Below are 25244 nucleotides of genomic sequence, written 5' to 3' on the forward strand. Positions count from 1 at the left end.
ACAGCCACTTGTTCAATCGATAGGCATACAGGGCGATGCAACGCTGTTGATCACCGCCCCGAGCATGCCTGGCCCACAGATGAGCTCAGAGCTTTCCCGCGATCCGTGCAGTGCGGTCTACCGCGATACGGGTCTTTTCAACCAGCTCGTCCAGCTCCGCGCGCGTTGCCACCAGTGCCGGCGCCATGATCATGCGGCCCAAGGTCGAACGAATGATCACGCCCTCTTCAAAACCAAAGGTGCGGCACTGCCAGGCCAGGTCGTTTTCGTTGACGAAGCGTTTGCGCGTAGCCTTGTCCTCAGCGAACTGCAAGGCTGCGACGAGGCCCGCGCCCTGGATCTCGCCGATCAGCGGGTGGTTGCCGAACACTTCGCGCAGGATCCGCTGCAAGTACGGTCCGGTATCTTCCTTCACCTGGCGCACGATGCCTTCATCACGCAACGCCTTGAGGTTGGCGAGCGCTACCGCGGCCGCGACCGGGTGTCCGGAATAGGTCAGGCCGTGGGCGAAGACGCCGCCCTGCTCCACCAGCGCATCGGCAATGCGCTTGCCCAGCACCAGGCCACCCATCGGCACGTAACCGGAAGTCAGGCCCTTGGCGATCGACAGGGTGTCCGGCTCGAAACCGAAATACTGGTGGGCGAACCACTCGCCCGTGCGACCAAAACCACCGATCACTTCATCGGCACACAGCAGTACATCGTATTGACGGCAGATGCGCTGGATTTCCGGCCAGTAGCTCTCGGGCGGGAAAATCATGCCGCCAGCGCCCTGGAAAGGCTCGGCGATAAAGCCCGCGACATTTTCGGCGCCCAGCTCAAGAATCTTCTCTTCCAGTTGCAGGGCACAGCGCCGACCGAATTCGGCCGGGGTCAGCTCGCCGCCCTGGGCGTACCAGTAAGGCTCATCGATGTGCGCGACGTCTGGAATCGGGCCGCCCATCTCGTGCATGAATTTCATCCCGCCCAGCGCAGTGGCTGCCAGGGTCGAACCGTGATAACCGTTCCAGCGGCCGATCATGATTTTCTTCTGTGGCTTGCCAACGACCTGCCAGTAACGGCGAACGGTACGGATCAGCACCTCGTTCGCTTCGGAGCCGGAGTTGGTGTAGATGACGTGGCTGTAGTGGCCCGGCAGCAGGCTGAACAGCAGCTCGGACAGTTCGATCACCGCTGGATGCGTGGTGTGGAAGAACATGTTGTAGTACGGCAATTGGTCCATCTGCGCAGCCGCCGCGGCGGTCAGGTCCTTGCGACCGTAGCCGAGCTGGGTGCACCACAGGCCCGACATGCCGTCCAGGTAGCGTTTGTCATCGTTGTCCCAGAGATACAGTCTCTCGCCGCGTACCATTACTCGAGGGCCTTCGGCATTGAGCGCCTTCTGATCCACAAATGCATGGATATGGTGGGCTGCATCGGACTTCTGATAATCCTGAGTCTGCCGTTTCGGTTCGAAGGGTGCATTCATGGCTTTTTTCTCTTTTGTTGGTAGTCACGCGAGGGGGAGCAAGTCCGTTCAGCGGCTCTTGCTCATGTAGCTTTCAAGCGGGTCTTTGCTGAGCACGCCCTGGGCTTCGGCCAACGAATCGATGAACAGTGAGAACAGTTCCGATTGCGTGCCGATGTCGAGCTTGCAGTAGACGTTTTTACGGTGAGACTTGATGGTGTCCTCCGACACCCCCAGGCGCTCGGCCAGGGAGCGGGTCGAATGGCCACGCAGGATCAGTTGGGCGATTCGGCATTCGCGCTCGGTCAGGATCGACGAGCCGAAGTTATCCAGTGCCGAGTGGATGCGCTGCTCCAACAGGTTTTCGAAGCGAGCGCCGCGCGTTTCCAGGCCGACAAAATGCTTTTTCAGCAAGGTCAGGACCCAGGGCGCGATGCGCTTGAACTGCTGCGTCGTGGCGGCGTCCAGTTTTTCCGTGAACGCCAGCGAGACAGCCAGGCTCAGTCCGGGAGACAACTGCAGGATGTAGTTCAACTCATCCTGAAGGTGCGAGTGCCGATAGAACGACTGGTAGTACTCGCTGAGTTCGAAGTGGTCGGGAGCGACCTCGGCGAGGTCATAGCAACCGGAGCTGAAGCCTTCCACACAGGCACCGTAGAACGGGTCAAGCAGGTAGAACCCGGACAGGTACTGACGCACATTGCCTTGCGGCAGCCAGGGGCCGTCAAGTTCGAACAGCGCGCTGGGCATGCCACCATGCGGATACTGGTAAAGCGTCGTCGCCTGAATGGGCCAGATACAGCCCAGGGTTTCGAACAGCGTCGCGGTGAATCCCGGTTGACCGATACTCTCGGTCACCTTGGCCATCTGTTCGAACCATTGCGCAGAAACAAACCGATCGTTTTCCACTTCAAAGACTCGCCAAAAGAACGGTTGGGAACGACACGAGGTGACTGGTGCCGGGGTTGAAATGATGTTCCCACGCTCGGAAAACTGCCGATATCACCCGATAGGGTGAGTCGACCAAAGGGTGCCAGACGGCCGCCCCAGATGCCCCACAAGCAGGAAAAGCACGCCACTCCGAGGAGTGCGTGCGGTCGGGTTTTCCCCTGCCACGTCTTGCGACGTGGCCTATGGAAGCGGTGTTAACGAAGCTGGAACCAGGTGGTTTTAAGTTGCGTGTACTTGTCGAATGAATGGAGAGAAAGATCGCGCCCGAAGCCGGACTGCTTGCCGCCACCGAAAGGAATGGCGACATCCAGTGCATCCATGGTGTTGACCGAGACAGTCCCGGCTTTCAATGCCCGTGCCACACGATGAGCTCGGTTCAGGTCATCGCTCCAGACTGAGGCGGCGAGACCATAGATGCTGTCGTTGGCCAACTCAATCGCCTCCTCCTCGGAGTCGAAGGCACTGATGGCCAGCACTGGACCGAAAACCTCCTCACGCGCCAGGCGCATGTTTCTATCCACGCCAGCGAAAATCGTCGGCTGGATGAAGTTCGAAGAGCCATTGAACGTCAGGCGTTCGCCGCCTGCCAGGAGTTTCGCGCCGTCACCACGGGCTTGTTCGATCGCCTGCATGATACGAGCGGCTTGCTCGCTATCCACGATCGCACCGGCTTTGCTTTCAGGGTCCAGCGGATCACCGGGCAGCCAGGCCCGAGCCTTGGCGATCAGGCGCTCGACGAATTCATCATGGATAGAACGTTGCACGTAGAGCCGGGAGTTGGCCGAGCAGACCTCGCCCTGATTGAAGAAAATGCCGAACGCGGCTTTTTCCGCAGCCAGGTCCAGGTCCTGGCAGTCTTCGAAGACCAGGTTCGGGCTCTTGCCGCCGCACTCCAGCCAGACCTGCTTGAGGTTGGACTGCGCCGAGTACTGCATGAAATATTTACCGACCTGGGTCGAGCCGGTGAACACCAGGCAGTCCACATCAGGGTGCAGGCCCAAGGCCTTTCCAGCGCTTTCGCCCAGGCCGGGGACAACGTTCAACACCCCTTTCGGGATGCCGGCTTCGAGCGCCAGTTGACCCAGGCGCAAGGCAGAGAACGGCGATTGCTCGGCGGGCTTGAGGACCACGCTATTACCGGCGGCCAATGCCGGCGCGAGCTTCCAGGCCGCCATGTCCAGCGGGAAGTTCCATGGCACCACGGCAGCAACCACCCCCAGTGCCTCGCGAGTGATGGTGGCGAGGGCATTGCGCGCGGTGGGCGCGACCTGATCGTAGAGCTTGTCCAGGGCTTCACCGTACCAGGCAAACACACTGGCCGCGCCAGGCACGTCGATGTTGTAGGCATCCATGACCGGCTTGCCCATGCTCAGCGAGTCGAGCAATGCCAGCTCCTCGCGGTTGGCCAGGAGCAGTTCGGAGAGCCTGATCAGGATCTTCTTGCGCTCCACCGGAGCCATGTGAGCCCACGTCCCCTCTTCGAACGCCTGGCGAGCCGAACGTACCGCAAGGTTCACTTCGTCCTCGCCACATGCCGCGACACAGGCCAGCCGCTGGTTTGTTGCCGGATTGATCACCTCGAAAGTCGCCCCCGAGGCGCACGCGACCGGCTGCCCTGCGATCAAGGCATTTTCAATGAATGTTTGGCGGGCAGCCCGCTGCTGCCAGTAGTTGAGATCAAGCACACGCTACTCCCATGCCGACCGCCGATACGGTCAGTTTTTATTGGTTTCGCAGGATCATGCTCGACTCTCGCCGCGGGGAAAAATAGTAAAAATGTGTTCGGTTCCCAAGAAAAAACTGGGTAGCAACGAGGTTCTGGAGCAGCAGGCAAGATTCCGTTTTTTTATGCTCGGGATCTAACAAATCTACCGTCTTTGAAATTCCTACATCTACCTGGCACTGCTTCCCACCAGTTGTGCCCAATCTTCATACAACGCTTTCAGATCCTTCTCATAGAGGGGATCGGCTCACCTCATTGAAACTATTGCAGCAGCAAATCTGCCTGCATGCATTCACGTTTCAACGTAAGGAAGCAGCTCTTGAATAAGAAATTAAAACTCCTGGCCTTATCCGCAATCATTGCCACCGCCAGCGGCTGTGTCAGCTACAACAACAGCCAGCCGTCCTCGCCTATCGACAGTACCGTCAAGGCAGACTTGAAAGCGGACATCGCTGTCGGTGACGCGATCTCCGGCCAGTCTTCGGTCAACGTTCTGTTCGGTTTCCTCAAATTTGGTGGCGATTCCCAGTTTGCAGACGGTGTCAGCTATGGCGGTGAGAGCGGCGCCTTGAGCGGTCTTGGCCTTGATCCAGTCAGCGCGGTCAAATCTGCTGCAGCCTACAAAGCGGTCAAATCGTCCGGTGCCGACCTGATCGTCGCCCCTCGCTATGAAGTGAATGAAGAAAACTACTTCATCTTCAAGAAAGTCTCCGTCACGGTAAAAGGTAATAAGGGCAATATCCGCAGCATCCGCTAAAACATCCCCCCCAAGGTGTTTGTTCAGCAAACCATCCATCGCGCGTTTGCAAACCGCAAACTCTAGCGCGCGATACTCCGCAAACAGCTGTGAAGCCAGCTGTTTGCGGATTTAAGAGTTGAGGAATTCGCCGCGCGCCTTTCGGCACGGCTAACTGTCACTCCAGTGAAATACCAGGTTGCGCGCGGCCCCGGAGCCAACATCCGCGGTATCACGTCGCTCCTGACCAGCACGCGATGCAACGACCGTGTACTTGCCAGGCGGCAGCTGAACGTAAACCAGCGGACCGGCCTCAGTCAGGGTCAACACGCTTTTCCCCTGCGCATTTTGAATGGCGACATTTACATCCGGAATGTATTCGTTACCGACGCCGACGGAGAATGTCATATGCAGGTTGTAACCCGTGGTTTGCTGGATGGCCTTCGCCTCATCTTCACCGATACCACCCGACAGGTAGGCAACTCCGTTTTGTTCCTGGCGTTGGACCTGTACACCCGAAGTGTCGATCGGCTCAAGGTTGGCGGCCTGCGCAACAGGATTCATCAACACGCCGAAAGCGACAAAAAAGGGCAGGAATAGTGACTGCACGTACTTCATGATGACGCCTCCCGGGTTCCGCGGAACCCAATCGTTACTTAATTTTGATTTCCGGCGCGGTCATCATGTTTTAGAACGATTTGTGCTTGAATGCGCTACGAAACGTACTACAAGGATCGGCTCGGCGTGCGGGCTACGGAAAACTATTGCTTTCGACGTTGGCCAAGGTACTGACAGTAGAGTTTGGCAATGGCTTTGACGCCTCCAACCTTCGTACATGCGCCTGTTCTATAAAGCGTTCCCACTTTGTGACGCACTGCGTCACGAGTTGAGCTGGACCCACTATCGCAGGCTGCTGCGGGTCGACAGAGACCCGGTTGTGCTGGAGTTTCTTGGCCTGCCGCTGGATCGAGAGCAGGCAGCTTGAAGAGCGGCTTCATCGGGAGCCATGATGGATTGTTCATGTACGGTGCGAAGACTATTGTAGGCAGCTACCCGCAAAGGTCCGACGCCAATGAATTTGCAGGACGCCCCCTCACTCGCCCCGACTCAAATCGAGCTGCCGCTAACGGCTGGCACTTCGGGCGAACCGTTCAAGCAAGCTGCCGCCGACGGTTTCATCCTTGGTGGCTTCACCTGGCGGCATGCGCGGCAGGACACCTCCCGGGCAGTGGTCATCATCAACGCCGCCACGTCGGTCCGCTGCCGACACTACTCGCGTTTCGCCGATTACCTGTTTGCCAACGGCTTCGATGTCATCACCTACGACTACCGCGGTATTGGCGAATCACGGCCAGCGTCTATGAAAGGACTGAAAGCGACCTGGTCCGACTGGGGCGCCCTGGACTTCGAGGCGATGCTCAAGCGCGTACAGCGTGAATTTCCCGGCCAGCCGATCGACGTGGTCGGTCACAGCTTTGGAGGCTGCGCTGCGGGCTTGGGAGCATCCGGCCAGCTCATTCGCCACCTGGTGACGGTCGGCGCGCAATTCGCTTACTGGCGCGACTACGCGTCCGCTCACCGCTGGCGGATGTTTGCCAAGTGGCATGTGGTAATGCCGCTGGTGACGAGGCTATGCGGATATTTTCCCGGCAAACGCCTCGGCTGGCTGGAAGACACCCCAGCCGGTGTAGTCCAAGACTGGAGCACGCCCACCGCTCGTTACGAAAAGCGCCCCAGCGGCCAGGACAGCCATGTCAGGAACTTCGCTGCGGTCACCGCGAAAACCCTGGCGATCAGCATCAGCGACGATCCCTACGGCACAATCGCGGCTATTGAACGCCTGCTCGGCTACTTCACTGGCAGCACAAACACCCACCTGCGCATTACCCCTGAAGACATCGGCGAACAAGAAGTTGGACATTTCGCCTTTTTTCGCAGCGCATACCAAGCCACACTATGGCCCATCGCACTGTCCTGGCTGCAAGCCGGCGAGCTGGCCCCCGGTACGCCCGGGCAAACAGTGCCACGCAACTGAGCCACCAGCCCTTTTCAACGAAATACGGAACGACGCCCATGGCCTCCGCCAACAAGCAGCACAAACGCGCCTCCCGCGCCAAGGCCAAGGCCAAGCAGAACCGCACCCAGCGAGCTGCCGCGCCGGTCGAGCTCGACCCGAACGACGACCGCATCGATTTCGAATCGGTGGACCTTACCGAGTTGTTCAAGAAAATGATCGACGCCGAGAAGATCAGCCAGCAAGCCATGTGCGCGGCCTTCCTCGAAGACCCGTTGCTGGAACTGGTGTACGAGCAGGAAGGCGAAGAAGGCGCGATGGACTTTATCCTCGCCGCACTGATTGAATATCGCCAATGGTCGGCCGAAACCGACGAAGCGGGCGCCCTGGCGTGGATCGAATCACCAGCCTTCCAGGCTGACTACGTGGCGGCGTCCGACGCCATCGCGGCACAAACCCAACAGAAACCGAACTGAGTTCCCATGGCCTCCCTGAACAAGCAACAGAAACGCGCCAAACGCGCAAAAGCCAAAGCCAAGCAGATCAATATCCACGGCAGAAAACCCGCCGCGCTGGACGATGACCTTGGCGAAATCGGCGAGCCGATCCCGGAATACACCCTGGCCATGTTCAGCAAAATGCGCGACGCCGAAGCCCTCAGCCGCAGCGAAATGCTCTCCGTGCTGCTGACGAATCTCGCCTTCATCATCATCGACCATCCAGAACTGCTGGACATGGAAAACGCCGATGACGAAGGCATGGCCGCCACTCACCTGGCCGCCGATATGCTGATCGACTACCGCATGTGGGCCGATGGCATGGACCGCGACGCCGCCCAGGCATGGCTGAGCGAGCCACAGTTCATCGCCGATTTCAGCGCAGCACTGGATGTCTACCGCGAGTCGCTGGAAACACCGGAAGAAAAAGCCGAGTAACGGTTACGCCTCAAACAAAAACGGCCGCTTGTCATCACTGACAGCGGCCGTTTTGCGTTACGCGGTATGAATCAGTTCAACACCACCGCGCCACCTTTTTCCAGCTTGCGGCGGCGAGCCACCAGCAAACCAGCAGCCACCACCAGCACGCTGAGCAGGCCAGTCGCGAGGATTTCCACACGATGAGCTTCCTGGAACAGCATGATGGTCAGGGCACCGACGATGAAAATGATCACCGCGTAGGTCAGGCCCGGGAACAACCACATGCTGAAAACGATTTTCTCGCCGCGAGCCATACGCTGCTTGCGCATGCGCAGTTGCGAGATCGCAATTACCAGGTAAACCAGCAACGCAATGGCGCCGGAGCTGGCCAGCAGGAACTCGAACACCGCAGCCGGGGCCACGTAGTTGGCGAAGGTTGCCAGGAACGCAGCACCAGTGGACAGCATCACCGCCCAGTAAGGGGTGCCGCTTTTGTTGGTGCGAGTAGACATGGCCGGCGCATCGCCGCGCTTGCCCAGGGAGAACAGCATGCGCGACGAGGTGTACAGCGCCGAGTTCAGGCAGCTGGTCACGGCGACCAGTACGACAATATCGACGATCATCTTGGCGTTAGGAATGCCCATGCGCTCAAGCACGGTCTGGTAGGAGCCCAGGCTCGCCAGCACCGGATCGTTCCAAGGCACCAGGGCCACGACGATGAAAATGGATACGAGGTAGAACAAGCCGATCCGCCAGATCACCGAGTTGGTGGCCTTGGAGATTTGCTTGCCAGGGTTCTTCGATTCCGCGGCCGCAATGGTCACGATCTCGGTGCCCATGAAGGAGAACATGGTGGTCAGGATGGCGCCCAACACCGCGCCCATGCCGTTTGGCAGGAAGCCCTGGGTGTCGAACAGATGGGAAACGCCGCTGACCTGACTGCCCGGCAGGAAGCCGAAGATCGCCATGACGCCCAGAACGATGAAGCCGATGATGGCCAACACTTTGATCAGGGCAAACCAGAACTCGAACTCACCGTAGTTCTTCACGCTGAACAGGTTGGTCACGGTCAACAGCATCGTGATGACCAGGGCAAAGGCCCAGATATCCACACCTGGGAACCAGGCGTGCAGGATGGTGGCGGCGGCGTTGGCTTCCAACGGGATCACCAGGACCCAGAACCACCAGTACAGCCAGCCGATGGTGAAACCGGCCCAGTGACCAATCGCGCGATCGGCGTATGTCGAGAAGGAGCCCGTGTCCGGCGAGGCAACAGCCATTTCACCGAGCATGCGCATCACCAGCACTACCAGCATGCCGGCGGCGGCGTAAGCCAAGAGCACGGCCGGGCCTGCTGCAGCGATGGCGTGGCCCGAGCCAACGAACAGGCCGGCGCCGATAACCCCGGCAATCGACAGCATGGTGACATGCCGCGGTTTGAGCCCCTGTTCGAGGCCGTTAGAGCTTTGGATACTGCTCATTGAAACTACCTTTGTAAGGAAAAGCGAATGCATGCATCCCGCTTGTGTTCCTTCTTGTAAAAAGAAACAAACGGGGCGTTCCGGAATCTGCACGCAATAATTGCGCCAAAATGTTTCAAAGCCGTCTAACTCGGGAATTTCATCCTGACCGGACAGTCATCGCAAGCCATTGATATTAATGGCACTTTGCCAGATCGTTACCCTGCGACTCACTTTAGGAGCGATCCAGCGCACCGGAAACACACGTAAAAATTCCTCGACGCACGATAAAAGGGCAGATCCGGCACCTTTGGCCCGTTAGCGCTTCCAACCCCCCGCCAAAGCTGGCAACATCGCGCCCTTTTTTACGCCACAGCCGCCGCGCTTTTGTCTGAAAGCAGGGTTCAAACGGCTGTTCGGTTGTTGATGGGGCGACAGTCTGCTGTGCCGATGCGACAACCTGCCACATACCACCCGTTTACTGCCCGTAGCGCTGTTGGCTGCCCTTGAAACGCTATGCTAGCTTGGCCGCCTCGCCAGGAAGGCCACCAACAGCAGGAGCGAATACACAATGAGGAACGCACATGGCTGAGGCCACGCCCGCGCTTGAAATCCGCAACTTGCACAAACGCTACGGCTCGCTGGAGGTACTCAAGGGTATCTCGCTGACCGCCCGCGACGGCGACGTGATCTCGATCCTCGGCTCATCCGGTTCCGGCAAGTCCACGTTCCTGCGTTGCATCAACCTGCTGGAAAACCCACACCAGGGTCAGATCCTGGTGGCCGGCGAGGAACTCAAGCTCAAGGCCGCGAAGAACGGCGAACTGGTCGCTGCCGACGGCAAGCAGATCAACCGACTGCGCAGCGAAATAGGCTTTGTGTTTCAAAACTTTAACCTGTGGCCGCACATGAGCGTGCTCGACAACATCATCGAGGCCCCGCGCCGCGTGCTCGGCCAAAGCAAGGCCGAAGCCATCGAAGTCGCCGAAGCCCTGCTGGCCAAGGTCGGCATCGCCGACAAGCGCCACGCCTACCCGGCGCAATTGTCCGGCGGCCAGCAACAACGCGCGGCCATCGCCCGCACCCTGGCCATGCAGCCCAAGGTCATCCTGTTCGACGAGCCCACTTCCGCGCTTGACCCGGAAATGGTCCAGGAAGTACTTAATGTCATCCGCGCACTGGCCGAAGAAGGCCGCACCATGCTGCTGGTCACCCATGAGATGGGCTTTGCCCGTCAGGTCTCCAGCGAAGTGGTGTTCCTCCACCAGGGCCTGGTAGAAGAGCAAGGATCGCCACAGCAGGTGTTTGAAAACCCGCTTTCGGCGCGCTGCAAACAATTCATGTCCAGCAACCGCTAACGGAGCTAACCGCATGCGCAATTACAAGAAGGTCTTCCTGGCCGCCGCCGTTACCCTGGCGTTCAGCGCCGGTGCCATGGCCGAAACCCTGAAGATGGGCATCGAAGCGGCCTACCCGCCGTTCAACAATAAAGATGCCAGCGGCAATGTCGTCGGCTTCGACAAGGAAATCGGCGACGCCCTGTGCGCCAAGATGAAAGTCGAGTGCACCGTCGTGACCTCCGACTGGGACGGCATCATCCCGGCCCTCAACGCCAAGAAGTTCGACTTCCTGATCTCCTCGATGTCGATCACCGACGAGCGCAAGCAAGCGGTGGACTTCACCGACCCGTACTACTCCAACAAGCTGCAGTTCATCGCCAAGAAGGACGTCGATTTCAAGACCGACAAGGCTTCCCTGCAGGGCAAAGTGATCGGCGCGCAGCGCGCGACGCTGGCGGGTACCTGGCTGGAAGACAACATGGAAGGCGTTGAAGTCAAACTCTACGACACCCAGGAAAACGCTTACCTGGACCTGACTTCCGGTCGCCTGGACGGCATCCTGGCCGACAAGTACGTCAACTACGAGTGGCTCAAGAGCGACGCAGGCAAATCCTACGAGTTCAAAGGCGACCCAGTGGAAGAAAGCGACAAGATCGGTATCGCCGTTCGCAAGAACGACCCTATCCGCGAGAAGTTGAACACTGCGCTCAAAGAAATCGTTGCCGACGGCACCTACAAGAAGATCAACGACAAGTACTTCCCGTTCAGCATCTATTGATCCTGACCTGCCTGACCGGCGCCTGATGGCGCCGTTCACGGTATTGCCTGCCGCGATTTGAAAAGAAATCCATGATTATCGACCTCTACGGATTCGGCCCGGCGCTCGCCGCCGGCGCGCTGATGACTGTGAAACTGGCACTCTCGGCCCTGTGCCTGGGGCTGGTGCTCGGTCTGCTCGGCGCCTTGGCCAAGACTTCCCCGTACAAGCCGTTGCAATGGCTTGGCGGCACATACTCGACACTGGTTCGCGGCATCCCGGAGCTGCTCTGGGTGCTGTTGATCTACTTCGGCACCGTTAACCTGATGCGCGCCCTGGGCGAGTTTTTCGGTAACCCCGACCTTGAGCTCAATGCCTTCGCAGCGGGCGTCATTGCCCTGGGCCTGTGCTTTGGCGCCTACGCCACGGAAGTATTTCGCGGTGCGATCCTCGCCATACCCAAAGGCCATCGTGAAGCCGGCGTGGCCCTGGGCCTGTCGAAATTTCGCATCTTCACCAAGTTGATCATGCCGCAGATGTGGCGCATCGCCTTGCCGGGCCTGGGCAACCTGTTCATGATCCTGATGAAGGACACCGCGCTGGTGTCGGTGATCGGCCTGGAAGAAATCATGCGTCACGCGCAAATCGGCGTGACCGTCTCCAAGCAACCGTTCACCTTTTATATGGTCGCGGCGTTCATGTATCTGAGTCTGACGATTCTGGCCATGACCGGCATGCACTTCCTGGAAAAACGCGCCGCTCGCGGCTTCGCGAGGAGCGCCCAATGAACTGGGAAGTCATCATCAAGTGGCTGCCGAAACTGGCCCAGGGCGCAACCCTGACCCTGGAACTGGTCGCCATCGCCGTCATCGCCGGCCTGCTGCTGGCGATTCCACTGGGCATCGCGCGTTCGTCGCGCCTGTGGTGGGTGCGAGCGTTTCCCTACGCCTACATCTTCTTTTTCCGTGGTACGCCATTGCTGGTCCAACTGTTCCTGGTCTATTACGGGCTGGCGCAGTTCGACGTGATCCGTAACAGCTCAATGTGGCCCTACCTTCGCGACCCGTTCTGGTGTGCGACAGCCACCATGACCCTGCACACCGCCGCCTACATCGCTGAAATCCTGCGCGGCGCGATCCAGGCGATACCACCGGGTGAGATCGAAGCGGCACGGGCGCTGGGCATGTCCAAGGCCAAGGCGCTGATCTACATCATGCTGCCCCGCGCCGCGCGCATCGGCCTGCCAGCCTACAGCAACGAAGTGATCCTGATGCTCAAGGCCAGCGCCCTGGCCAGCACCGTGACGTTGCTGGAACTGACCGGCATGGCCCGCACCATCATTGCCCGAACCTACCTGCCGGTGGAGATCTTCTTCGCCGCTGGCATGTTCTATCTGCTGATGGCCTACGTGCTGGTACGCGGCTTCAAGCTGCTGGAGCGCTGGTTGCGCGTCGATGCCTGCCAAGGGCGTTGATCCTCAGGTGCTGACGGGCGAGGAACTGCTCGCCCGTTTCACCGTGCTGGACACTTTTCTGACAGCGCATCAAGCCCTGTGGAAACCTCGCCCCTTCACGCATCTGCAACTGCCCTGGGAAACCACCTACCCCGAACTCGCCACCTGGCTTCGCGGGCGATCGCTGCAAGAGGCGGAAAGCGCTCACAACCACCCTGCCCTTGTGGATGCGCCGCAGCCTTTTGCTTCGTTGGCGGATATTTCCCTGGCGCTGAGTGCGCTGGATGAATTGCCTGCTCATACGCTCGAAGCGCCAGCTCATCGATTGAATGTGGATGTACCAGGGCGCAAGTGGCAGCAAATTGAAGCCTTTGCCGGTCGACTGCAGTTTGCTGATTCCGTCAGGCATTGGCTGGACTGGTGCTCGGGCAAGGGACACCTGGGCCGCCGCCTGCTACAACCCGGACAGCAACTCACCTGCCTGGAATACGATCCAGCGCTGGTTGCCAGCGGCCAGGCACTCAGCCAGCACCATCGACTGCACGCGCTGCATGTCGAACAGGACGTACTGGCGGCCAATGCGGCAGCGCTATTGGAAGCTCGACATACACCCGTCGCACTGCATGCCTGCGGTGATTTGCACGTGCGACTGATCCGGCTCGCCAGCGCAGCCGGCTGCAAGCAACTGGCCATCGCCCCTTGCTGCTACAACCGGACCCACCTGACACGGTATTCGCCGATGTCCTCGGCCGCGCAACACTCTAACCTGCAGCTGTCCCTCGACGACCTGGGGCTGCCAATGAGTGAAACCGTCACCGCCGGCGCTCGTGTACGGCGTCAACGCGATACGTCGATGGCCCGACGCCTGGGCTTTGACTTGTTGCAAAGGCAACTGCGCGGCGTCGACGAGTACCTGCCAACCCCATCCCTGCCCAGCGCCTGGCTGGAAAAACCCTTTGCCGAATACTGCCAGCACTTGGCCGAACTCAAAGAGTTATCCACAGTCGGCGCCCAAAATTGGCCCGAGCTCGAGGCCGCCGGATGGCAGCGCCTTGCCCAAGTACGCAACCTAGAGCTCCTGCGCGGACTTTTCCGACGCCCATTGGAGCTTTGGCTGGTGTTGGATCGTGCTCTTTTCCTGCAAGAACAGGGTTACACCGTTCGTCTCGGCACCTTCTGCGACCCCTCGATCACACCGCGTAACATCCTGCTGCTGGCGGAACACCCTTAACGCCTCACAGCCTGTGGATAACTCTGTTGATGAAATATTAATGGATCCAATCTTTACAGCTGCTTCAGCCCTGAAACAACGCCGGTCAAATTTCGTACACCGAATAAAAAACCCGCAAAACAGGCATTTGCGAACTAATGAGAACGGATCCACAAAAACACTGTAAACCGGGTGAATCGAAATTCGCGTTGTGCATAAGCATTCGATCAAAAGACATAATCAACGACGGATCGGCCCGGCAGCACGCAAGAAAATGCAGCGCCAAGACCTCGTTTTGCACCGCGCGATGACAACCAATGTGGCTCGGAAGACCTCAACAGAAGCCCGCGCAAAAATAGTCTGAATTCAGGGGTTTACAGAACCTTCCCAATCGCTATAATCGTCGCCCTGACATGCCGGTATAGCTCAGATGGTAGAGCAACTGACTTGTAATCAGTAGGTCCCGGGTTCGATTCCTGGTGCCGGCACCATACAAAACAAAGCCCTCGTAGCAATACGAGGGCTTTGTTGTTTCTGCTGTCTGGATAACCCAGATCTTAGTGACCCGCGCTCTGCCCGCCATCCACGTGGAGGATTTCGCCAGTGACGAACTTGGCGCCGTCCAGGTACACGACCGCGTTGGCGATGTCATCGATCTCGCCCATGTGCCCGACCGGATGCAGAGCGCCCAGTGCGGCGTGGGTTTCTTCGCCGTGCATTGGGGTCTTGATGATGCCAGGCGATACAGCATTCACCCGAATGCCGCGCTTGGCGTATTCGATGGCCAGGGATTTGGTTGCCGCGTTCAAGCCACCTTTGGTCAGCGAGGCCAGTACCGATGGGACGCCGTCGATGGCGTGGTCCACCAGGCTGGTGGTGATGTTGACCACGTGGCCGCTGCCTTGTTTTTCCATCTCGGCGATGGCCAGTTGGGTGATGTAGAAGAAGCCGTTGACATTCACCGACAACACGTTGGCGTAGTCTTCAGCGGTGTACTGGGTGAACGGCTTGGCGATGAAGATCCCGGCGTTGTTGATCAGGGTGTCGACACGGCCGAAGCGTGCGATCGCTTCACGGATTACGCGCTGTGCAGTCTCTGGTTCGCCAATGTCGCCGGCCACGGTGAGGATGTCTGGATCGGTGGATGGCTTGATCGAGCGCGAGGTCGCGACGATCTGGTAGCCGAGCTCGCGGAAGGCCTTGACCATGCCGTCGCCCAGACCTTGGGATGCGCCAGTGATGACAACGACTTTTTTCGAATTGCTCATGATGAACCTCTACTCATAAATGATGGTTTGAAAAAAACTTGGTAATCAGGCTTTCGCCATTTGTCTCAACATCTGTTCGTAGTACTCGACCGACTGCGAACCGGACACCAGGTGACGACCGTTGAGCACCAGGGCCGGGACCGAATTGATGCCGTGCTGGTGATAGAACGCTTCAAGCTCACGTACCTCGTCAGCAAAAGCGCCAGACGCCAACACCTCGCGTGCACGACCCTCGTCCAGTCCGGCTTCACCCGCCAGCCGTACCAGCGTCTGCTGATCGCTCGGGTTCTGGCCTTCGCTGAAGTAAGCGCGAAGCAGGATCTTCTTCAGTGCCACCTGGCGTCCTTCTTCCAGTGCCCAGAGCAACAACCGGTGGGCGTCGAAGGTGTTGTAGAAGTGGGTGCGCTTCTCCAGGTCGAACTTGAACCCGATGGCATTGCCGCGTTCGATCTGCATCGCTTTGCCATTGGCGACGTCCTGGGCGGTACGGCCGTATTTGCGCATCAAATGCTCGACCGCTTTCTCGCCTTCGGGCGGCATGTTCGGGTTCAGCTCGAAAGGCTTGTAGGTCAGCTCGACCGCAACCTCTCCCGCCACGTTCTCGATCGCCTGCTCCAGCGCCGTCGCCCCCAGTGCGCACCATGGGCACACCACATCGGAGACGAAATCGATGGTGACTGAAGGCGTCATAACTGCCCCTCGTCCGCCAGTTGCTTGCGGTACTGGGTGGTAGTGATCCCGGCGTAGCCCCAGTTATCGGTGTCGACTTCCTCGATCACGATGTGGGTCAGGTCAGGGCGTTTGTTGAGGACGCGTTCCAGTGTTTCAGTGATCTCGGCGATCACCTGAGCTTTCTGCTCAGTGGTAACGCCATCGCGGGTGATGCGTACGCTTACGAAAGGCATGAGGGAAACTCCAGTGACCTTCCCGTCGGGATGATGGGAGAGGCGTTGGAGCTCAATGTAGGGAGTTCGCTGGAGGGGATAAAGGTGGGGACGGGAACATCATTAGTTACGTGGCGTAATAGATTCCTGCGTCAATGATGGCTCCGCCGGGAATATTCTCCGTTCGTTCTGAAGAAAAAGCCCCGAGTCATTCGGGGCTTTTCATTTTCGCGCGTTCGTCGGCGTAACGTTTAAATTCATTACTGTCGCGGCTTAGCAACTGCATCAGTTTCGGATGGATAAACAGCTTCTCCTTGCCCACCTGAATTTCCTCCAACACACCAATGGACACGAGATCCTTAAGGTGACGTGAAGCAGCCTGTCGTTGAGCAACTTTCTTGTCGACCACGTTGCTGATGCGGCAGTAGGGCTGTTCGAAGATGACATCCACCAACTCCCGTGAGTAGGTTTTGGGTAGTTGGTCACGCACAAATTGAGTGGTGTGTTCGGACAATGCGCGGATTGCGGCAATTTTGGCGGTCGTCCAACGCGCGGTTTCCTCTACTGCACTGAGCATGAACAACAGCCATGGCTCCCACGCCTGCTGGGTTGTCACCTCCAGCAAGAGTCGATAGTAATCGGCACGCTGGGCAATGATGTAGCGGCTGAGGTACAGAATTGGCAGGTTCAGCAAGCCTTCCTGAATCAGAAACAGAGTATTGATGACGCGCCCGGTACGACCATTGCCGTCGACAAAAGGATGGATGGCTTCGAATTGATAATGCCCAACTGCCATGCGAACCAGTGGATCGAGATCGGTTTCGTTGTGCAGAAAGCGCTCCCAGTTGGCGAGAAGGTTGCGCAGATGGTCTTCTCCTTCGGGCGGGGTATAGATGACCTCACCGGTCCGGTCATTGGCGAGCTGCGTGCCGGGTGTGCGGCGAATATCCAGATTCGCGCCCTTCAACGTACGGCAGATTTCCACGGCGGTGTTGGTGGATAGCGGACGTTCAGCCAAGGACTGGAAACCTTGGCTCAGCGCCGTTCGATAGCGCAGCGCTTCTTTGGTGGCCGGGTCTGCGTGGTTTTCCGTGTCTTGGGCATGCTGGAACAGCAAATCCGTGGTGGTGACGATGCTTTCTATTTCCGAGCTAGCCTTAGCTTCGAGCAACGGAATGGTATTGATCAGAACCGTCTGGTTAGGAATCAACTCTGCTGCCTGTTTCAACTCGGCCAAGGCCGTGCGTGCCTCAATACATTTTTTGAGGACTGCACGTGTTTCCAGCTCGACTCCCGGCGGCAGCAGTGGAAGCTGGTTGTATGGCCTGTCTGCCTGCCATGGCAGCAACGGTTCGGTCATGGATGCATTCCTGATCATTTTGTATGTTTTTTGAGCAGAGATAGACCTCTCTCATGTCGCCAGTGTAGACATGAGTGCATAACGTGTCGCAATTTTCCACTTTTTGCGACACGTCCTCGGAACATGTCGCCGCGGACGACACGTTCACAACACATGTACCCGAAATCGACTTTTGACGACATGACCCATTTAGCACACGAAAAAAAGCCCCGAACCAGTCGGGGCTTCTTTTTACTCAGCCTTGAATCAGGCCTCGCCACTGCTACCGATCATCAGAAAACGTTGATCGGGTAATCCACGAACACACGCACTTCGTTACCGCTGACGTTGTATTCGCTCGACTTCTGCGACACGCGCAGGATGGAGCTGCGCAGCTTGATGCTCAGGTCTTTGGCCGGGCCGCTTTGCACGACGTACTTGAACTGGTTGAAGATTTCGCGCTCGGTGCCGCCTTCGCTGGTGGAGGTGGTGATGTTGTCACCGCGTACATAGGCGAAGTTGTAGCTCAGGCCCGGTACACCGAAGGTGCTGAAGTCCAGGCCGTAGCCCAGTTGCCAGCTGCGTTCGTCTTCAGCGTTGAAGTCCGACCAGTAGGAGTTGGCCAGGTAGATGGTGTTGCCACCGTCACCAACGCGACCTTGATCCTTCTGGTAGCCGCCGTAGGCGTAGCCCAGGTTGCTGTCGCCGGTGCTGCGCTGGTGCGCCAGGGTGAACGAGTGTGGGCCGGTGGCGAAGGTGGCTGCCAGGCTCCAGATCTTGTTGTCGTCGCCGGTGAGGTTGTTGTCGCTAACGTAGGAATCTTCCAGCTTGGTGCGATAGCCGTTGAAGTCCAGGGTCAGGGACTGATCCTTGTCGATCGGGAACACGTAGTTGGCGTTCACGTATTGCTTCTTCAATACGTCTTCGACGTCGGACGCATACAACGCAGCCTTGAATTGTTCGGTGAACTGGTAGCTGCCGCCCAACACATTAATAGACTTCAGGCCGCCGCTGTCATGGCCTTCGGCGCTTTTACGCGATTCGGCGGTGAAGCGACCGGCGTTCAATTCCAGGCCCTTGATCTCCTTGGAGGTGATCAGGGTGCCGGTGTAGCTTTCCGGCAGCAGGCGACCGTTGTCGTAGCTCAGTACCGGCAGGACCGGCATTTGGTCGCCGTAAGTCAGCGTTGTGCTGGACAGGCGGAATTTGACCGCAGCGCCTGCTTTGGCCAGGTCGTCAGCCGGTTCGCCGCTGGCACCCTTTTTGAAAAAATCGATGCCTTGGGCGCCGCTACGGTCTTCATTGCGCTCCAGGTTGAGCGCGTACAGACCAAAGGCATCTACACCCACACCGATGGTGCCTTGGGTGAAGCCGGACGAGAATGTACCGATGGCCGCTTGGCCCCACTCGGACTTGTCCGGGTTGCCGTCTTTGTAGTCACGGTTCATGTAGGCGTTGCGCAGCAGCACTTTGAGGCTGCTTTCTTCAACAAAACCCTTGGATTCGGCCTGGTCGTTAGCCATGGCCTGCGTAGCGCTCAAAATCCCCAGAGCGATCAGGCTGATTCGCTTGTTCAACATGTTGTTTTCCTTATTACGGGTTGAAACGCGCTGTGTCGATCGGCTGAAACGGCGCTATCGCACTCTTTTTTCATTCCGCAAAGAAAAAGGCCCGCCCACGATCAGTCGCGGCGGGCCTTTTATTATTTTTCGGTCATGGCGGTCTGCCACAGGCGTTGGGCCGGATCGTAGCTGCGGTGTTAACGATATGTCAATTTCATGAATCGTCTGTAAATAGGCGTAAATTGTCTAAGAAGTGAGGTTCCTTGGCAGAAAAACTCAAACCGTGTCAGGCGCGAAGCAACCTGCGCCCACAAAAAAAGCGCTGCCATCCCGGCAGCGCTTTTCTTTTATCAATCCATTGTTTTTCTTCTTATCCTTCCATCACATCCCATAACGCATCCAGTTCTGCCTCGCTGAATAAACCAGCGGGGTAGCGTTCGATCATCGTCCGGCGCGGATCACTATGTGTGGTCTGACGCGTTCCTTTGGACTTGAACCAATTCGCCAGAGTCTGGAGCGATTCAGCATTTACCGCCAGGGGATGCAACGCCCGGTCGCTCACCACATTCACATCGGCGTTCATTTCAGCGCTCTCTCCTGGTTTGCGAGCGGCCTAACTTATCCAAGGTTTATGACAGAACAACTAAGTTCTCCCCCTCCCTGTTTTGCGCCATGAGCGATACAAGAGCTATGCCAAGGTGCCTTGAATGTCGACGAGCGGATACAAAAAAGCCCGCCGTCCAGAAGGACTGCGGGCTCTATACCAGGTGGTGCGCGAAAACGTTTGCCTGATTTTTTTTGCAACTATCTCAAGCTGTTACGAGGGCACTCATTCCTTGTGTGGCGCTGGCTGCTGTTGGGTAAGGCAGTGAATGTTACCGCCCCCCAGTAACAGTTCACGACCTGGAACCATGACCACTTCGTGCTGCGGGAACAGTGTCTGCAAAATCTCTTTTGCCGGAACATCCAGTGGGTCGTCGAAACTCGGGGCAATGATGCCGCCGTTGACGATCAGGAAGTTGACGTAAGAGCCGGCCAGACGCACGCTCGGGTTACGCTCCTGAGTCCCGTCGACCGGATCGACACCGGCACATTCCTCCTCGGTCGCATACAGCGGCCCTGGAATCGGCATCTTGTGCACCGTGAACGGGCGGCCCTTAGCGTCGGTGCTGTTTTGCAGCACCTTCATGGCCGCCTGGCAACGTGGGTAGTTCGGGTCCTGTGGATCGTCTGTCCAGGCCAACAGCACTTCACCCGGCCGCACATAGCAGCAGAAGTTATCCACATGGCCATCGGTTTCGTCGTTGAACAGACCGTCCGGCAGCCAGATGATCTTATCCACAGCCAGATTGTCTTTGAGCACCGCTTCGATTTCTGCACGGTTCAGGTGCGGATTGCGATTGCGGTTGAGCAGGCATTCTTCAGTGGTGATCAGCGTGCCTTCGCCATCGACATGGATCGAACCGCCTTCGAGCACGAAGCCCTCGGTGCGATAACGTGGGCTGCGCTCGATTTCGAGGATCTTGCCGCCCACTTGTGAGTCGCGGTTCCACGGCGAATACAGGCCGCCGTCGAAACCACCCCACGCGTTGAAATCCCAGTTCACGCCCCGGACTTCGCCGCTGTTGTTGATGACGAAGGTCGGGCCGGTGTCCCGAACCCAGGCGTCGTCGCTGGACATCTCGACCACCCGGATGTTCGGAACGTCGAGGCGTGCACGGGCGTTTTCGTATTGGCCGGCGGACACCGCCACGGTGACAGGTTCAAAACGGGCGATAGCCTTGGCCACCGCGACGTGCGCGGCTTGTGCAGGCTTGCCGCCCAGGCGCCAGTTGTCCGGGCGCTCAGGCCAGATCATCCAGGTCTGGGTCTGGGGTGCCCACTCGGCCGGCATGTAGAAGCCGTCTGCGCGAGGGGTGCTTTTCAAAGTGGTCATGTCGATCAGGACTCCAGGGTACCGTCGAGGGTTTTCAGCGCGCCGTACAAGTTCGGACGACGGTCACGAAACGAGCCCCACGCGCTACGGATGTGTTCCAGTTGGTCGAGGTCAAAGGTGTGAACCAGGATGCCTTCTTCGGTTTCGTTGAGTTCCTGCACCTTCTCGCCGAACTGGTTGGCGATGAACGAAGAACCATAGAAGGTAATGTCGTAGCCGTCTTGTTCTTCGTTGCCGATGCGATTACTGGCGATCAGCGGCATCAGGTTAGCGCCGGCGTGGCCCTGTTGCACGCGTTGCCAGTGATCACGGGACGAAATGGACTTGTCGTGGGGTTCGCTGCCGATGGCAGTCGGGTAGAACAGGATTTCCGCGCCTTGCAGCGCCATGCTGCGCGCAGCCTCGGGGAACCACTGGTCCCAGCAGATGCCCACGCCGATTTTCGCGTAACGGGTGTTCCACACCTTGAACCCGGTGTCGCCCGGGTTGAAGTAGTACTTCTCGTGATAGCCAGGGCCATCCGGAATGTGGCTTTTACGATAAATCCCGAGGTTGCTGCCGTCGGCATCGATGATCGCGATGCTGTTGAACCGCGCACGGCCCGCCAGTTCGTAGAAGCTGATCGGCAACACGACTTGCAGCTCCTTGGCGACTTTCTGGAAGTGCTTGATGGCGACGTTGTCTTCCACCGTTGTCGCCAGTTGCAGGTAATCCGGGTTCGGCTTCTGGCAGAAGTACGGCGCTTCGAACAATTCCTGGATGAGGATGATTTGCGCGCCTTTGGCGGCGGCTTCACGGACCAGTCTTTCAGCGACCTCAATGTTGCCTTCGAGGTCCCAGGAACAGGCCATTTGCGTGGCAGCGACAGTAACGTTACGGCTCATGAAGCATCTCCGGGCAAGTGCGTGACGGTCGGGCATGGTTCATCCACACCCTGGCATTGGCGACTTTATATCCGATAAAAATCGGCTTTTGAAGCGTTTAGTTCGCCTTTCGTCTTAAATCACCCACTTAAACCCGATAACAATCGACTTTCACATACCCCATGTAGGAGCTGCCGCAGGCTGCGATCTTTTGATCTTCAAAGCCGTTACTGGCGCCAAAAAGTCAAAAGATCGCAGCCTGCGGCAGCTCCTACAGGGGATCAGCGGTGATACTTACAGTCCTTCGCTTAGCACCTTCGAAAGCATGTCCACGAAGAAATCCACGCTCTGGCGCGAAGTGACCATCGGCGGCTTGATCTTCAACACGTTCAGGTAATCGCCCGTCGGTTGCATGAAAATCCCCAGCTCTCGCAAGCGATCGCACAGCGCGGTGGTTTCTTCGGTGGCCGGTTCCAGGGTTTCACGGTTGCGGATCAATTCCACCCCCAGATAGAACCCGGAGCCGTGCACGGCACCGACCAACGGATGAATATCGATCAGCGCTTCAAGTCGCTCCTTGAAGTACCCGCCAACGACCTGGGCGTTTTCCCAGAGTTTTTCCTTCTCCATCACATCCAGCACCGCCATGCCGATCTGACAACTGACCGGGCTGCCACCGGCGGACGAGAAGAAGTAGCCCTCGGCCTCCAGCGCTTCGGCGATTTCCCGGCGGGTGATCACCGCGCCCAGCGGCTGTCCGTTACCCATGCCCTTGGCCATGGTGATGATGTCCGGTACCACGCCCTGCTCTTCAAAACCCCAGAAGAAATGTCCCATGCGGCCGTAGCCAACCTGCACTTCGTCGGCGATGCACACGCCGCCCTGGGCACGAACCATTGCGTAGACCTGCTGCAAATAACCCGGTGGCAGGGAGATGCCGCCGGCATTGCCGTATACCGGCTCGCAAATGAACCCGGCCAGTTGACGATCTTGCCTGGCGATTTTCGCCAGGTTGTGTTCGACGCTGCGCACGTAGTCCGGCGCGCTGTCAGGGCCGCGGAATTCACCGCGATAGGTGTTCGGCGCGGTCACCGGGTGCACCCAGTCCGGGCGGCTGCTCAAGGCCTTGGGGTTGTCGGCGATCGAAGTCGATACCGCATCCGCGCCTACGGTCCAGCCGTGATAGGCCTCCAGCACGCTGAGCATGTCGCGCCCGCCGCTGTAGGCCCACGCCAGGCGAATCGCCAGGTCGTTGGCTTCGCTGCCGCTGTTGACCAGGAATACCCGGTCCATGCCCTCGGGCGCCAATTTCAGCAGGCGCTCGGAGAACTCGGCAACGGCCGCATAGTTGAACCGCGAGTTGGTGTTGAGCAACGACCACTGGCGGCTGGCGACTGCCGCCATGCGCGGATGTCCGTGGCCGAGTACCGCGACGTTGTTGAGCATGTCGAGGTACGAGCGGCCCTGCATGTCGATCAGGTGGTTGCGCCAGCCGCGTTCGATGCGCGGCGGGTCGACGTAATAGTGTTTTTGCGTGCGGGCGAAACTGGCGCCACGGCGGGCCAGCAAGGTCTGTGAATCGAGTTCCTCCTGCGCATCGCAAGCCAGCCCCAGCAGCGTCGCGGGCGATGGGCACAGCGCTTGCCATGCGGCGGCACGTGAAGGTGTGCAAAACAACGGCGCGCTGAACGAAGCCCCTCGGCACAGCTGCACGATCAACGGTCCGCTGACCGAGCCCAGCACCTGGCCCTTGACCAGCGCCGCGCCGCTATGCAGCGATGGCGTGACACCCCACAGCCGCACGCTCAATTGCGGACCGTCCAGTTGCAACACCCCGGGCATCGGCTGGTGCACCACCCCGGCGAACGGCGCTTCGACGGCCGTGCCGTGGGGTACGCGCAATTCGACGTGCAGAGGGCAGGTGTCCGGCTCGCCGGCCGTGTCCGGGCGCGTGCGTGACAACCGGTATTGCCCATAACGACTGGCCGCCAGGCCGTGGACAGCGGCGGCCTCATCCAACAGGCGCTGATCGATGCCTTCCTGCTCCCAGTTACCGGCCTCGAAATGCGGGCTGAGCACGCCCAGGTCGATCAACGCAAACTCTCGCCCCACCAGGCTCGGCAGCAGCGGGGCGAAGCCTTCGCTGCCAATGCCCGGAAGGCTCTGCCCGACGGCCGACAGGATGGCCGCTTCCATCAGCGCCAACGGCACCGACGTGGCCACACGGAAGATCTCCCATTCGTGGACCAGGTTGTCGCGGCTATAGGTATTGCCCGGATCGATGCTCACCTGTTGTTCACCACTGAGCACCAGCACCGCCGCGCGGGCGACGATCAGCGGCCACAGCGCCAGCAGTTCTTCATGCTGCAACGGGTTGACCGCGTGATACGCCTGTACCGCTGGCAAAATACAGAACGGATCGCCTTCGCCATGATGCAAGAGCGCTGCACAGGTCACCGACAGATCGGTAATGCGCCAGGTTCGGATCAAGTCGCCGAAATCGATCACACCTTGCAGTTGCCAATGGCGTTGCGCATCGCGCTGCCACACCACGTTGTCGTCGGTGATGTCCATGTGAATGGCCTGCACCGGCAACTTGTCTTGCAGCGGCAACAAATGGCGCTCGGCCTGCTCGGACGCTTCAACGATCAGTCGGCGTTGGGCTTCATCCTTGATCACCGGCAACAGATGCGCGATCAGTGCGTGGGCGTGACGCGCGTCCCACTGCAGGGTTCGCACCAGCCCAGGATGGTCAAAATCCGCCAGTGCCAGGTCCATTTCACCGCACAGCCGCCCGAAACCGGCGACCACCGTTCGATTGAAATGCTCGAGGTGCGTCAGGGACTGGCCCTCGATGTAGTCCAGCAAACGCACATGCACCGCTTGGCCAGCGACCTCCAGGGACAACAGGTCCGCCCCGTTTTTCGCCGCAATCACACGCGGCACGTGCACATCAGGATGTTCAGCCAGATGCTTGAGCCCGGCATGCTGGGCTTGCAACTCCAGCGCCGAATAGTCGCCCCGGCAGATTTTCAGGACATAACGCCCTTGAGCACTGTCGACGCGAAAGTTCAGATCCTGCTGGCTGCCAAGGGCCTGCAACGTACCGTCGAACCCGTAATGCGCCTGCAGAAGCTCAAGCGCTTGCTCGGCAGAGACTTGCGGGCTGGGCAAACTGGCGCGATGAATCAACGTGGCGAGCGGCATACAACGACCCCTGAAATTTTATTAGGCGCCTATATCGCCACTGCTCGGGGCGATACGCAACCCCCCTTCAGCCGGCTGGCAAGCGGCTGGATCGGTCAACTTCGAAGAAAAAAGCACACGACACTCGCCCTTACAGGCACTCTGGGCAAGAATGGCGACCATCAATGCCCATCGTTG

The 25244-nt window shown here is 58.7% G+C and carries 23 protein-coding genes, 1 tRNA gene and 1 pseudogene; 11 read left to right on the top strand and 14 right to left on the bottom strand.

The annotated features are described in order from the left end of the window. Positions 1–85: 85 nt before the first annotated feature. From CGA21_RS22675 to CGA21_RS22685, 3 genes are all read right to left on the bottom strand, one after another. Positions 86–1468, bottom strand: a complete 1383-nt coding sequence (locus CGA21_RS22675; RefSeq protein WP_110751941.1) for an aspartate aminotransferase family protein — start codon at positions 1466–1468, stop codon at positions 86–88. Positions 1469–1516: 48 nt separating this feature from the next. Continuing rightward, complete coding sequence (locus CGA21_RS22680) at positions 1517–2314, bottom strand: helix-turn-helix transcriptional regulator (RefSeq protein WP_188265084.1); 798 nt, start codon at positions 2312–2314, stop codon at positions 1517–1519. A gap of 278 nt (positions 2315–2592) precedes the next feature. Beyond that, positions 2593–4083 carry an aldehyde dehydrogenase family protein gene (locus CGA21_RS22685; RefSeq protein ID WP_188265085.1) on the bottom strand — a complete coding sequence of 497 codons (1491 nt, stop codon included), beginning with the start codon at positions 4081–4083 and terminating at the stop codon, positions 2593–2595. A gap of 324 nt (positions 4084–4407) precedes the next feature. Between CGA21_RS22685 and CGA21_RS22690 the strand changes: the two genes are divergently transcribed. Then, complete coding sequence (locus tag CGA21_RS22690) at positions 4408–4878, top strand: hypothetical protein (protein ID WP_110751935.1); 471 nt, start codon at positions 4408–4410, stop codon at positions 4876–4878. Positions 4879–5028: 150 nt separating this feature from the next. Here CGA21_RS22690 and CGA21_RS22695 read toward each other — a convergent pair whose 3' ends face one another. After that, on the bottom strand, positions 5029–5475 hold the full coding sequence (locus tag CGA21_RS22695) for a carboxypeptidase regulatory-like domain-containing protein (protein ID WP_188265086.1): 447 nt from the start codon (positions 5473–5475) through the stop codon (positions 5029–5031). A gap of 110 nt (positions 5476–5585) precedes the next feature. Between CGA21_RS22695 and CGA21_RS22700 the strand changes: the two are divergent. The 4 genes and pseudogenes from CGA21_RS22700 to CGA21_RS22715 form a co-directional block, all read left to right on the top strand. Then, positions 5586–5788, top strand: a pseudogene (locus CGA21_RS22700) (DUF1016 N-terminal domain-containing protein); the annotation flags it as partial. Positions 5789–5929: 141 nt separating this feature from the next. Beyond that, complete coding sequence (locus CGA21_RS22705; protein ID WP_188265087.1) at positions 5930–6892, top strand: alpha/beta fold hydrolase; 963 nt, start codon at positions 5930–5932, stop codon at positions 6890–6892. 38 nt (positions 6893–6930) lie between these two features. Beyond that, the gene (locus tag CGA21_RS22710; protein ID WP_033038928.1) at positions 6931–7347 is read left to right on the top strand and encodes a hypothetical protein; all 417 of its coding nucleotides are present in this window, start codon (positions 6931–6933) and stop codon (positions 7345–7347) included. Positions 7348–7353: 6 nt separating this feature from the next. Then, positions 7354–7806: a hypothetical protein gene (locus tag CGA21_RS22715; protein WP_110751927.1), complete on the top strand. Its 453-nt coding sequence runs from the start codon at positions 7354–7356 to the stop codon at positions 7804–7806. A gap of 71 nt (positions 7807–7877) precedes the next feature. Here CGA21_RS22715 and gabP read toward each other — a convergent pair whose 3' ends face one another. Continuing rightward, positions 7878–9269 (bottom strand): GABA permease, encoded by a 1392-nt coding sequence (gene gabP, locus CGA21_RS22720; protein ID WP_020795752.1) that lies wholly within the window; start codon positions 9267–9269, stop codon positions 7878–7880. A gap of 563 nt (positions 9270–9832) precedes the next feature. On the opposite strand from gabP, the gene CGA21_RS22725 reads away from it, so the two are divergent. The 6 genes from CGA21_RS22725 (at position 9833) to CGA21_RS22750 (ending at position 14499) form a co-directional block, all read left to right on the top strand. Further along, complete coding sequence (locus CGA21_RS22725) at positions 9833–10606, top strand: ABC transporter ATP-binding protein (protein WP_007972784.1); 774 nt, start codon at positions 9833–9835, stop codon at positions 10604–10606. Positions 10607–10619: 13 nt separating this feature from the next. After that, a complete protein-coding gene (locus tag CGA21_RS22730; protein ID WP_020795753.1) occupies positions 10620–11366 on the top strand; it encodes an ABC transporter substrate-binding protein in 747 nt (248 codons plus the stop codon). Between the two features lie 71 nt (positions 11367–11437). Next, positions 11438–12133, top strand: coding sequence for an ABC transporter permease (locus CGA21_RS22735; protein ID WP_020795754.1), 696 nt, complete (start codon positions 11438–11440; stop codon positions 12131–12133). Next, the gene (locus CGA21_RS22740; protein ID WP_110751925.1) at positions 12130–12819 is read left to right on the top strand and encodes an ABC transporter permease; all 690 of its coding nucleotides are present in this window, start codon (positions 12130–12132) and stop codon (positions 12817–12819) included. Before CGA21_RS22735 ends, CGA21_RS22740 begins: the two co-directional genes overlap by 4 nt. Beyond that, positions 12800–14029, top strand: coding sequence for a methyltransferase (locus CGA21_RS22745; RefSeq protein ID WP_188265088.1), 1230 nt, complete (start codon positions 12800–12802; stop codon positions 14027–14029). The genes CGA21_RS22740 and CGA21_RS22745 overlap by 20 nt, the downstream gene beginning before the upstream one ends. Positions 14030–14423: 394 nt before the next feature. Further along, a tRNA-Thr gene (locus CGA21_RS22750) sits at positions 14424–14499 on the top strand. 66 nt (positions 14500–14565) lie between these two features. On the opposite strand, the gene CGA21_RS22755 is transcribed toward CGA21_RS22750, so the two are convergent. The 9 genes from CGA21_RS22755 to CGA21_RS22795 all read right to left on the bottom strand — a co-directional run bounded on the left by CGA21_RS22755 (position 14566) and on the right by CGA21_RS22795 (position 25067). Next, positions 14566–15276, bottom strand: a complete 711-nt coding sequence (locus CGA21_RS22755) for an SDR family NAD(P)-dependent oxidoreductase (RefSeq protein ID WP_020795757.1) — start codon at positions 15274–15276, stop codon at positions 14566–14568. Between the two features lie 45 nt (positions 15277–15321). Beyond that, positions 15322–15966: a DsbA family oxidoreductase gene (locus tag CGA21_RS22760; protein WP_110751921.1), complete on the bottom strand. Its 645-nt coding sequence runs from the start codon at positions 15964–15966 to the stop codon at positions 15322–15324. Then, the gene (locus CGA21_RS22765; RefSeq protein ID WP_188265089.1) at positions 15963–16181 is read right to left on the bottom strand and encodes a tautomerase family protein; all 219 of its coding nucleotides are present in this window, start codon (positions 16179–16181) and stop codon (positions 15963–15965) included. The genes CGA21_RS22760 and CGA21_RS22765 overlap by 4 nt, the downstream gene beginning before the upstream one ends. A 187-nt stretch (positions 16182–16368) precedes the next feature. After that, a complete protein-coding gene (gene fic, locus CGA21_RS22770) occupies positions 16369–17520 on the bottom strand; it encodes a protein adenylyltransferase Fic (protein ID WP_188265090.1) in 1152 nt (383 codons plus the stop codon). A gap of 272 nt (positions 17521–17792) precedes the next feature. Then, positions 17793–19079 carry an OprD family porin gene (locus CGA21_RS22775; protein WP_110751917.1) on the bottom strand — a complete coding sequence of 429 codons (1287 nt, stop codon included), beginning with the start codon at positions 19077–19079 and terminating at the stop codon, positions 17793–17795. 352 nt (positions 19080–19431) lie between these two features. After that, positions 19432–19644, bottom strand: coding sequence for a hypothetical protein (locus CGA21_RS22780; RefSeq protein ID WP_110751915.1), 213 nt, complete (start codon positions 19642–19644; stop codon positions 19432–19434). Positions 19645–19890: 246 nt separating this feature from the next. Then, positions 19891–20997: an agmatine deiminase gene (gene aguA / locus CGA21_RS22785; protein WP_188265091.1), complete on the bottom strand. Its 1107-nt coding sequence runs from the start codon at positions 20995–20997 to the stop codon at positions 19891–19893. Between the two features lie 5 nt (positions 20998–21002). Further along, positions 21003–21881 (bottom strand): N-carbamoylputrescine amidase, encoded by an 879-nt coding sequence (aguB, locus tag CGA21_RS22790; RefSeq protein ID WP_188265092.1) that lies wholly within the window; start codon positions 21879–21881, stop codon positions 21003–21005. Positions 21882–22154: 273 nt separating this feature from the next. After that, positions 22155–25067 carry an aminotransferase gene (locus CGA21_RS22795; RefSeq protein ID WP_188265093.1) on the bottom strand — a complete coding sequence of 971 codons (2913 nt, stop codon included), beginning with the start codon at positions 25065–25067 and terminating at the stop codon, positions 22155–22157. Positions 25068–25244: the final 177 nt, after the last annotated feature.

Origin of the sequence: Pseudomonas sp. PSB11, assembly GCF_014596605.1 — a bacterium.
GTDB lineage: Bacteria > Pseudomonadota > Gammaproteobacteria > Pseudomonadales > Pseudomonadaceae > Aquipseudomonas > Aquipseudomonas umsongensis.